At 35.1% G+C, this 10735-nt stretch carries 7 protein-coding genes and 1 tRNA gene; 7 read left to right on the top strand and 1 reads right to left on the bottom strand.

The annotated features are described in order from the left end of the window. Nucleotides 1-242 precede the first annotated feature (242 nt). Complete coding sequence (locus tag GO684_RS04520) at nt 243-461, bottom strand: hypothetical protein (RefSeq protein WP_175939281.1); 219 nt, start codon at nt 459-461, stop codon at nt 243-245. Nucleotides 462-659: 198 nt separating this feature from the next. On the opposite strand from GO684_RS04520, the gene GO684_RS04515 reads away from it, so the two are divergent. The 7 genes from GO684_RS04515 (at nt 660) to nuoF (ending at nt 10388) form a co-directional block, all read left to right on the top strand. Next, complete coding sequence (locus GO684_RS04515; protein ID WP_175939283.1) at nt 660-1025, top strand: hypothetical protein; 366 nt, start codon at nt 660-662, stop codon at nt 1023-1025. A gap of 43 nt (nt 1026-1068) precedes the next feature. Continuing rightward, on the top strand, nt 1069-3423 hold the full coding sequence (locus tag GO684_RS04510; RefSeq protein ID WP_175939279.1) for a VirB4 family type IV secretion/conjugal transfer ATPase: 2355 nt from the start codon (nt 1069-1071) through the stop codon (nt 3421-3423). Further along, complete coding sequence (locus GO684_RS04505) at nt 3404-6199, top strand: hypothetical protein (protein WP_175939277.1); 2796 nt, start codon at nt 3404-3406, stop codon at nt 6197-6199. Before GO684_RS04510 ends, GO684_RS04505 begins: the two co-directional genes overlap by 20 nt. 316 nt (nt 6200-6515) lie before the next feature. Then, entirely contained in the window at nt 6516-6668 is a 153-nt protein-coding gene (locus GO684_RS05375; RefSeq protein WP_246228232.1) for a hypothetical protein, read from the top strand. A 694-nt stretch (nt 6669-7362) separates the two neighbouring features. Beyond that, on the top strand, nt 7363-8670 hold the full coding sequence (locus GO684_RS04495) for a pyruvate dehydrogenase complex dihydrolipoamide acetyltransferase (RefSeq protein WP_175939275.1): 1308 nt from the start codon (nt 7363-7365) through the stop codon (nt 8668-8670). 324 nt (nt 8671-8994) lie between these two features. Beyond that, nucleotides 8995-9067 (top strand) — tRNA-Lys (locus GO684_RS04490). A gap of 16 nt (nt 9068-9083) precedes the next feature. Further along, nucleotides 9084-10388, top strand: a complete 1305-nt coding sequence (gene nuoF / locus GO684_RS04485) for an NADH-quinone oxidoreductase subunit NuoF (protein ID WP_175939273.1) — start codon at nt 9084-9086, stop codon at nt 10386-10388. The last annotated feature ends 347 nt before the right edge of the window (nt 10389-10735 follow it).

Raw genomic sequence — 10735 nt, 5'->3', positions numbered from 1 at the left:
TCCTATCGAGAGACTTTGGTTCTATATAAAACAGAACATTTTGTGTAATAAAGCCTATAACACAATTGCTTTGCCTAAAAGCTCTTTTGCAAATTTATTACTCTCTTTCTCATTCAGCAGTTAAACAACTCTGCAATGTCACTCATCTGACTTACTAACAATGAGAACTAGTATAATATTGGGGTTTTCTTGTATCCATACTTCAACTTATTCAAATTGACTCTGATTCAATCTGTTTTTTTCTACGCGTTGATGGGGGAGTAAACAACTTTTCTTCTCTTCCAAGTTTTAGGTGCTTTATCCATGTAGTCAATGTTATTCTCAAAATGCAACATATTTTTGCTACGGCTGCTACAGCATTTAGTTTTTTTGCAATATATGCATTCTTGCACTTTCTTTAGCGTTTCCTTTGCTGATTCCATGACTTTTTTATCCAATAGTTTTGATTTTAACAACGCCATTTAAGCCTCGCTACTTTACTTACTTCAGTATGGCTTTTCTTCTCATTTTCTACCCGTTTCTTGTGCAGTGGAAGTTGTTATAAGATAGTAAAAATTAAATGTATGTATATGTTACTCATAGTGAATAAGTAAATTCAGCTCTTGCCTATTGATATGAAAGTTATTATAATCAAAAGGTGTTTGGAAGGTATTTAGTTGATGTATATTCAATTGAATAAAGTTTTGGTTTTTATAGTCCTGTTAAGCTTCATTTTTGCATCATATTCTGGCGGGGCAGGTTCAATGGGCGATGAGTTAAGGGATGTACAAGAAACGGTAAGAAGTTTTATTTCTTCATTTTCAGTGAAAGATACTGTAAAAAATATGAGTCCTTCAACAATTATAGGGCTATGTATAGCTGCGGTGATGCTTGTAATAGTGTTTAGGGGACTGATCTTTTTTATGATAATGTTTGGCGTGCTGATTATGATGTTTGGTAGTACAGAAAAGGCAACGGATTACTTGAAAGAAAAGTTTAACTTTGCAAAGGTACAATCAGATAGCAAAAAAAAAGATGAAAATTAAGTATTACTTGTAGGGTATCTTTATTGAGTACGCATGATGTTGTATGCAGGCAAAAACACCAACAATTAATCTCAAATTTGAGAAAAAGAACAACTTGGCATTACTAGAAAGTGTTGATTTAGATTTCATCCCTTATGCTTGTCATTACGATGAAGAAACTATACTGACAAAACAGGGGGGGTTGTTAAAGATAATTAAATTAGAAGATTACTCCTCTGCTGATAATTACAGCGATCTTAGAACTGAGATTAGAAAAAGTATATCAAAAAATATTGATAGCCTATATTTTACTGTTTGGATTCATACTGTTAGAAAGCGTAATAAGCTGAGTTTGAAATGGGGTGAAACTGGAGACTTTTCTGATAAGCTACACTTAACGTGGCTTGATAAACTCACTGGTAGTAAATTACAGTATATAAACGAGTTATACATTGTAGTATTGATTAGCGATTTTGATAAGCATAGTAATAATTCACTTTTTTTTGGTGGGATAAAGAATAAGCATAAGTTGTCTTTACAAGAAAATCATCGCAAATTACAGAAGGTAACTAATTTAATTCAAAGTGACTTAGAACTTTTCGGAGCTAAAAAACTGGCTCTGAGGTTTAATGAGGATAGAGTATATTCTGAGATGACGGAGTTTCTCCATTATATTGTTACATTAACGCACAAAGATTATCCAATATGTGAAAGGGATCTGTCGCAATATGTTAAAAATTTAAAAGTAGCCTTCGGTTTTAACACGTTTCAAACAACATTTGAAAATAAACAGAAGTTTGGTTCTATTTTTTGCATAAAGGAATATCGGGAAATTCCACTGGGAAATATAGACAAGTGCTTGCAACTTGACTCTGAGCTTATTATTACAGAAATAATAATATTTACTAATAATAACAAAGCAGTAAAAGAATTTAAAAAGCAGATTAATATGCTGCAAGCTAGTGAGGATAATACTTTACTTTGGAATTCGGAAATAAAAGAAATAATAGAGCTTGAAAAAACTTCTGCTATAGACTTTTGCCAACAGAAGATTATTTTTACAATTTTTGCGGATGGTAGAAATAGATTGGCCGAAAATATTAGAAATTTGTCCTCCGTGATGTCGTTAATTGGTTTGATGATGTTTAGAACTGACCTTCATATGGAAGATCATTTTTGGGCACAACTTCCAGGTAATTTTGCTTTTGTTACACAACCAAAAAATATATTAGCAAAGTACGCTTGTAGTTTTGCTATGCTACATGATTTCACATCAGGTACATTAAAAGGTGGGAGGTGGAAAGAAGCAGTAACGGTCTTTTTTTCAAAAGAGGGGAGTCCTTACTTCTTTAATTTTCATGGAAAGAAAAACAATGGTCACACTACAATACTTGGAGCTCCAAATTCTGGTAGAACCTCATTGATTAATTTTCTGTTATCGGAGTCAAGAAAATTTAATCCTAGGATTGTCATATTAGATAACACTGGAAAATCAATAATTTTTACCAAAGCGGTGGGTGGTAAATATTATGTAATCGATCCGAGATATAAAAACAAAAGCCTAAAATTTAACCCATTGAACGTTGAAGATAACGCTTCTAATCGTAATGTGCTGGTTGAACTGATCAAAAGAATGGTAGCCGATACTAGATCGGTAGGTGTAGAAGAAAAGATAAAAAAAGTTGTAGATTCTATATTTGCTATGCCTAGAGAATCACGTTCTGTTTCACAAATTTCTGAGATGCTCTTGCTCTTGGAAGGTAAGATAAGTAAATGGTGTGGTGATGGTGAATTTGCTTACTTATTTCAAGATGGTGATGAATCGAATATTGACTGGGAAACAAAAACTATATCTCTCAACACTGCAAACCTCACAAAACACAAAGAATGTATGTCTGTGATACTTTACTATTTTTTACACTCTTTTGAAGCTCAATGTGATGGCTCACCTGCAATACTTGTTTTGGATGAAGCATGGGAGATAAGTAATATTTTTTCTACAGAAGAGGAGTTTGATAATTGGATGCAAAGGATGACAGAATTAAATGTTGTGGTAATTCTAAGTACTGAAAACTTAAATCTAGCATTTGCTAGCGAGTTTACTCAATATTTGGATAAACATGTTGATACAAGAATTTTAATGCCGAATGTTAATGCAAATAGATTGTATATGAAAGCATTTTCCCTATCGAAAGAGGAACTGAATATAATTTTGCAAACACCAACTCAAGAAGGTTTGTTTTTGATAAAGCAGTATAAAGGATTAGTAACTTTAAATTTAGATTTAAAGAATATGCAAGAAATACATGTGCTCTCAGCTAACAAAGAGACTATAAAGTATATGTATGAAGCAATAAAAGAAAAAGGGGAAGAGGTGAATAAGTGGCTACCGGTATTTTATGAAAAGTGTAAAACTTAATTTTTTATTGATACTCTTTTTAACATTTTATCTTTCATGTCAAGTATATGCTGATTGCCCACCTTTTGTAGAGAGTAATACTGAGTTTGAAGCTGGAGGTAGAAAAGCTTTAGAGGGTTTTACAAAGATTTTTAGTCTCGGTACTGCTGGAAGTTTTCAAGTTGACGAAAAATTATACCAATACATTACAGTAAGGCAGGTAAGAAATCAAGGAATTGATGGTTATTTTAACCCAAGGATTCAAGTTTGTGATTACGGAGGAAAAAATAATTGTTATATATTAACTAGTGGAACATCCTGCCACCAGATATATGGAACACAAAGTACAGGTGCTGGAGTTTCTGCTGCGGTTTTTATCGATTGGGAAGGAGATAGAATGTTAGCCAGTGGAACGGTTCAGGCAGATGGCAGCAAGAAAATCAAAGAAGGAATTGCGAAGGGCCTTGAGTGGGAGTGGGCAGACAATGTTACTGATGAAGAGAAAGTAAAATTTGCTAACTCTCCTAAAATATGCGCTTGCAGTCAAAAAGGAGCTTGTATGTCAGGAATTTCTTCATGGGGTGCTAGGGTGTTTTCGGGGGAAAACATTTTCCGTCCAGGGGGTATGGAAAAAGCTTGTGATACTTGTTCATCATGGAGTCAGGGAAAGCAAAAGATAAAATGTGCTCCTATACCGCTTGCACCTGGTCCGCTTCCATTCTGTGAACAACTTGGAATGTCACCTCCACAGGTTAAAGTTGTTCCTATAACAGATAGGGACAATGATTACTTTAACCCAAGAGTTAGAGTAATCATTGGCAAGCTAGGAAAAAAAGACTTGGATTTTCAAAGAACTTCGCACGAAGTTGAAGATGATAAGGGTACTACCCATTACTTTAAGACCTATAGAAAAAAGGGTAAGCTCTGTGCTGAATACTATGGAACTCAAAATATAGATAAAGAAAATCTGCAGTTTGTTCGCTGTTTTCCGACTCCACCTGCTCCAGAACCTGAAAAGGTAGAAATAGTAGATGAAAATACACTGGAGGTAAAGATGAAGATGAGTGCAAATGCTTTCTATGTTAATACTGGTTCTTCAACAAATATTGGCCCTCTATCTTTAAAAGTAGTCAAACCTAGGATAGTAAAAAGAACAACTAATAGTAGTAATAATGAAGGTAATATCACTGATATTGTAGAAGATATATTAAGAAAGAATCCTCAGTTTGAAATTTTAGAAAAGTATGGGCTTACTCCTAATATTGGAATCCAGTTTCCCGATGGCAAGGATTACAGTATAACAAATTCCACGAAGAATAGTGGAATTGGACCTACTAAGTGGGAATTGGATGATATGGGGCAACCAAAAATAAAGGTGAGATATATGAGAGTAAGAGACCAAGAAAATTCTAATTATAAAATGCTTTGCCTTTCTGGCTGGAAGCCAGAGCCAGAAGAGTTTATTCTTGAGAGAGATGGTGAGATAATATCGCTAAAATCAATAGGAGCGAGGTATATTAAATACAATGCTGTTTATTCAAGGGAATCAAATCAGTTCTATTATCTTCCAAGCAAAAAGGGGGAGATAGCCGACCTGTTAAAAAGACCTCAAAAACAGTTAGATGGAATGGTGTTCGACAAGCAAGGGTATATTTTCTTCCCTGACGAAAATAAACGGGAGAAGGAAAAATGCAGTTACTGTGTAAAAAGGAATGATGAGATAGATAAAGCATTTGCATCTGATAAAGGGCTGAAAATAGTATATAAATTGGTAGATTTAGAGCAATATTTAAATAAAAAAGATGGTAGTCCATTTTACTTGAGATATGAAGAAGTGGATTGTAAAGACAAAGATGGTAAAATGTTGAGAGATGAAAAAAATAAAGTGCAGAAGTGCATGCAATTAAAAGATCGACCGATTAAAGCAGATAGAACAGAGGTCTTTTACGCTGATAAGTTATGTAAACTTGACTTGGAGAGCGTGAAGAAGAAGGTGCTGGATACAGTAAATAAACGGCTAAAAAATAGAAGCTTGCCACAACCTTATACCTTTTCAGGTGATAATAATTATACAGGTGATTTATCGAAATATGGTTCTATTGAAATAGAAGCGTGGGGGGGTGGTGAAGCAGGTCATATAAAAAATACAGCTCACTCTACGGAAAGTAGACTAGGAATGCCGGGGGATTATATCAAAGTTCAATTAAAAATTGACCCTAAGTATCCTATAATTAGAGCTCAAGCTACAGAGGGGGGTGGTGGACTCACAAGTCATGTATCCAATAAGGATGGTGGCCCAACTTTCATAAAGATGTGTAAAGATCATTCAGAAGCAAACTGTAAAGATTTAATTACTGTTGCAGGTGGTGGTAAGCATAGAATGTATGGTGGAAAGGAGTATAAGAAAACAAAGATCCATGATAATTTAGGTAATTTAGAGATATTAGGAAATCCAACAGTAGTAACAGGTAAAAAATTTACAGAAGATAATCAAGTAGCATATATAGAAGATGGTAAAGTTAAGCATGAAACAGTAAAGTGTAGCAGTGGTTTTAAGAGCAGTAACCCTGGTGCAGGTGGCTGTATTGATAACATTAATCAAACCTATAGCAGAGGTTCTCCTGGTTATGTTATTATTAGATCTGTACAAGTTGATGATAAAGAAATGGAAGAAATAGTTAATGCTCTTGTAGTCCAGAATAGTAGTGCTAGTGTTAGCAATTTAATTGAAAAACTTCATTCTGGTATAACTAAGGAGATAGAGGAGGAAATCAAAAAGGAATTGTTAGGGCTATAGCTAAAAATCCTGGATTATAGTTAAACTGCCTGAAAGTTATAGACTCTACTCCTGTGCTTTAATAATTAATTAAAATAAAACACATATAAGCTTGTTGTTTAGGTTTAACTGCTTATTTTTATAAAAAGGTGCGGGCTATGTAAAGAGGAGATGTTTTGTGTCTCTAAAAAGCAAAATTTCTGAGTTAATAGAACAACAATTTAACGTTGAACGCCATGATAATTATTTGGCTTACACCATACATAAGTGCTGCAGGTGAGCTATTTAATTCTATTACTCTTTGTGTGGTTGTAGTGGCCATTGTAAGATTAAACATTTGGGTATTGCAAATTTATTCAACATAACAAAAGAGGGAATTGACCAAGGTGACATTACAAGTATAAAAAGTAAAATTAAAAGTGAAGCTGAAAAAGAAGATGGCAAATTTTCCTGGTTAATTTCTGTGGTGGATCAATCACTAAAAGGATAAAGTGAAAAGTCTATTATAAAAATTTTAAATTTATCTGCTGGGGAGATGTTAAGGAGTTTCTGTGTACAATGTAATAGTCCTGTATAGGAGGGTAATTCTCCGGAGCGTGAAGAACCTTCTGCTTCACACGAGGAGGATGCTACAGAAGGTTCAGAAACTACTATCAGTCGAGATCCTTTTTCAACCTAATCAATCCAGTGTGTGTGCTTTTTTTGTACCCAAGCTTTATGTTTTGAGGGGGATAGCAAGCACATTCTTTATTGCACTTTTCTATTCTCATTATAACGGACTCGTCTATTTTTATAGTAATCTTACTGTCTGTACTCTGTTTTTAATATCCATGAGTGTCTTCTTTTATCATCGCGTAGCGCTTGTCGCTAAGTAGGCTACTTTTTATCCATTCACGGTCTTCATTGATGTCACAGGCCTTTTGCTAGTTTTCAAACTCTTCTGTTACTTTTAGGGTTAGGGGCAGATTTTTGCAAATGTATATCCATGTTGCGGGATAGTGAAACCCTGGCTCTGTTATCATGTTGGCTTTGTTTGATTTTGTTGAGACAAAGTCGTGAACAAGTAAATTGAAACCAAATAATAAAAATAACAACATGGTAAATTTGTTTATCATGGTTCATGATTAGATTGACACAAGATAAAGAGTAAATTAAAAATTGAATAGATTTTAAACTTATAATAAATGCCTATAGAAATATTAATGCCTGCTCTTTCTCCAACGATGAGCAAAACTGGGGGGAAGATTGTGAAGTGGTGTAAGAAAGAGCAAGATAGGGTTGAAGTAGGTGATGTAATTGCTGAAATAGAAACTGATAAAGCTATAATGGAGCTTGAATCTGTGGATGAAGGGGTTTTAGTGAAAATTTTAGTGTCGGAAGGAACAAGTGGTGTGCCTGTGAATCAGCTGATAGCTCTAATGCTGGAAGAAGGAGAAGACAAAAGTGCAGCTGATAACTATGTTTCAATTTCTGCTACCAATATTGAGGTTGAGGAAAAGGTTGCAAGCACCTCTTCAATATCATCTAACCCTTTCGTATCATTTAGTTCTTCAGTATTATCCAACTCTTTGATACCGTCTCAGTGCTTGACACTGGGGTACAAGAAGGAAGAGGGTGCTAAGACAACAGAAAGCAGAATAAAAGTAAGCCCATTAGCTAAAAAAATAGCTCAGAATGAAGGGGTTAATATTAGACAGTTAAAGGGTACTGGGCCATATGGTCGTATCATTAAAGCTGATGTGTTGGAGTTTTTAAATGGTGGTATGCAAATTAAAAATCGTGAAAGATCGGATGAAGACACTATAATTGAAGTAAGCAACATGCGCCAAGTAATAGCACAACGCCTCATTGAGTCCAAACAGAATATTCCACATTTTTACTTAACTGTGGACTGCCAAGTTGATAAGCTAATATCGCTCAAAAATGAGATTAACTTAGCAGATACAAACAATAAAGTAACGATTAACGACTTAATTATAAAAGCTGTAGCTTCTAGCATGAAAAAATTTCCTGATATAAATTCTTCGTGGATGGATAATAAGATACTGAGATATGTAAATATAGATATTTCAATCGCTGTAGCACTTGAAGATGGGCTAATCACTCCTATAGTAAGAAATGCCGATGAAAAAGGTATTTTGTCTATATCAAAAGAAGTGAAAGATTTAGTAATCAGAGCAAGATCTGGAAAATTGGGACCTGAAGAATTTCAAGGGGGCGGATTTACTATCTCCAACTTGGGGATGTTCGATATAAAGGCTTTTAGCGCTATAATTAATCCACCACAATCTTGCATTATGGCTGTTGGTACATCTAAAAAACAGCCTATTGTTGTTAATGGAAAAATAGAGATAGCAGAGATAATAACAGTAACACTCTCTGTTGATCACAGAACAGTTGACGGAGCGTTAGGAGCAAAATTTTTAAATACCTTTAAACATTATATAGAAAATCCTCTGGCAATGCTTGTTGAAGCTAGAGTAAATATTTAGCCTGGTCAGCATTGTTGTTATAAAATTAATATCTCTAAGTTTATAATTCTAACAGAATATTTTGCGTAATAAAATCTGTAGTATAATTGCTTTATTTAAGAGTGCTTTATGCAAATTTATTTCCTCTCTTTCTTGCTCCACAATTAAACAACTCTGCGATGTTGCTTATTTGACCCGTTAATGATGGGAATTAGTATAAAGACTGATTTGATGTGCAAAAAGTCTATTGTATAATTTATTTAATCACATATGAAAATTTTAGTTTGATTAAAATGGATAAAGTTTGTATTACTGTTGAATATGGAATATGGCTGAAAAATGAACGATCCCGTAGCTCAGCCGGTAGAGCAACTGACTTTTAATCAGTGGGTCGCGCGTTCGATTCGCGCCGGGATCACTAAGTCTCGGGAAGCATGATGAAAGAACAGGACAAAATATTCACTAATTTGAATGGTAAAGAAGCTCCACTACTCAAGGGTGCAAGAAAACGTGGCACTTGGCAAAGAACAAAAGAGTTATTGGATTTGGGATCAGAAAAAATCATTGATGAAATAAAAAAATCCGGCTTAAGAGGTAGAGGGGGAGCAGGATTCTCTACTGGTCTTAAGTGGAGCTTTATGCCTAAGAATCCTTCAAAAGAGCAACCAACATACTTAGTAGTAAATGCGGATGAATCAGAACCTGGTACATGTAAAGATAGAGATGTATTGCGATATGAGCCGCACAAGTTACTTGAAGGGGTTCTCCTGGCTGGCAGGGCAATTAATACGTCTGTTGCATATATTTACATTAGGGGTGAATTTTATAATGAATATTTAGTTTTAGAACAAGCACTTGAAGAAGCATATAAAGAAGGCCTAATTGGAAAGAATGCATGCAAATCAGGTTATGATCTTGACGTATTTATCCATAGAGGTGCAGGAGCTTACATATGTGGAGAAGAAACAGCTCAACTTGAATCAATCGAAGGAAAAAAGGGCTTTCCCCGTATGAAACCTCCATTCCCTGCGGGTGTTGGACTTTTTGGCTGCCCAACCATGATAAACAACGTTGAGACTATAGCTATGGTTCCAGATATTCTGCGTCGTGGAGGGGAGTGGTTTGCATCTCTTGGCAAACCAAATAATACTGGTACTAAGATCTTTTGTATTTCAGGGCACGTAAATAACCCGTGTAATGTTGAAGAAGAGCTCGGAATTCCTCTGCGTGAGTTGATTGAAAAATGTGCAGGTGGAGTACGAGGAGGTTGGGACAACCTACTTGCTGTAATACCTGGTGGGTCTTCAGTGCCATTAATTCCAAAATCTATATGTGATATTGTTGAAATGGATTTTGATTCATTAAGAGCGGCACAGTCGGGGCTTGGTACTGCTGCTGTAATAGTAATGGATAGATCGACTGATATAATCGCTGCAATAGAAAGGTTATCGCACTTCTATATGCATGAATCATGTGGACAATGTACACCGTGCCGCGAGGGTACTGGATGGATGTGGAGAATTATGAAAAGAATGGTAACAGGAAATATTAAGCCTGGTGAAGTAGATAAATTACTTGACCTTACAACTCAAATAGAAGGCCATACGATTTGTGCACTTGGTGATGCTGCAGCTTGGCCAATTCAAGGATTAATCAGACATTTTCGCCACGTTATTGAAGAGAGGTATCGTTTAGCAGAATGGCAAAATAAGATAGAGCAAGGTAGTATAGAAAGATAATGATGGAGCAAAAGTGAGATAATACAGTAGATTAGAACTCTGCAAAAGTCTAGAGCGGAAAATAGTAAAGTTAGGCCAGTTCTCACTGTTAGTAGGTCAAGTAAGTGACATTGCAGGGTTGTTTAATTGTGAGTGAGGAAGAGAGGTAATAAGTTTACACAAAGCACTCTCAAGCAAAGCAATTGTATTATAGGCTTTGTTATATAAAATGTTCTGTTTTATGTACAACTAAAGTCTCTCAATAGAATTGAGCTCAGGTGAGTATGTGGTGGGTTGTAACTTCGATACTTTAGGTACCTTTAAATTTTTTAACTTATACTAACTAGCATAATCCGTGACAAGAAAGG

The organism is Wolbachia endosymbiont of Litomosoides brasiliensis (assembly GCF_013366805.1).
GTDB lineage: Bacteria > Pseudomonadota > Alphaproteobacteria > Rickettsiales > Anaplasmataceae > Wolbachia.
This window is presented reverse-complemented; position numbering and strand designations above follow the sequence as displayed.

What these genes read in the sequence shown, in the direction of transcription:
- GO684_RS04510 (WP_175939279.1), top strand. Translation starts at nt 1,069, where the DNA reads ATGCAGGCAAAAACACCAACAATTAATCTCAAATTTGAGAAAAAGAAC.
- GO684_RS04520 (WP_175939281.1), bottom strand. Translation starts at nt 461, where the DNA reads ATGGCGTTGTTAAAATCAAAACTATTGGATAAAAAAGTCATGGAATCA.
- GO684_RS04495 (WP_175939275.1), top strand. Translation starts at nt 7,363, where the DNA reads ATGCCTATAGAAATATTAATGCCTGCTCTTTCTCCAACGATGAGCAAA.
- nuoF (WP_175939273.1), top strand. Translation starts at nt 9,084, where the DNA reads ATGATGAAAGAACAGGACAAAATATTCACTAATTTGAATGGTAAAGAA.
- GO684_RS04505 (WP_175939277.1), top strand. Translation starts at nt 3,404, where the DNA reads ATGAAAAGTGTAAAACTTAATTTTTTATTGATACTCTTTTTAACATTT.
- GO684_RS04515 (WP_175939283.1), top strand. Translation starts at nt 660, where the DNA reads ATGTATATTCAATTGAATAAAGTTTTGGTTTTTATAGTCCTGTTAAGC.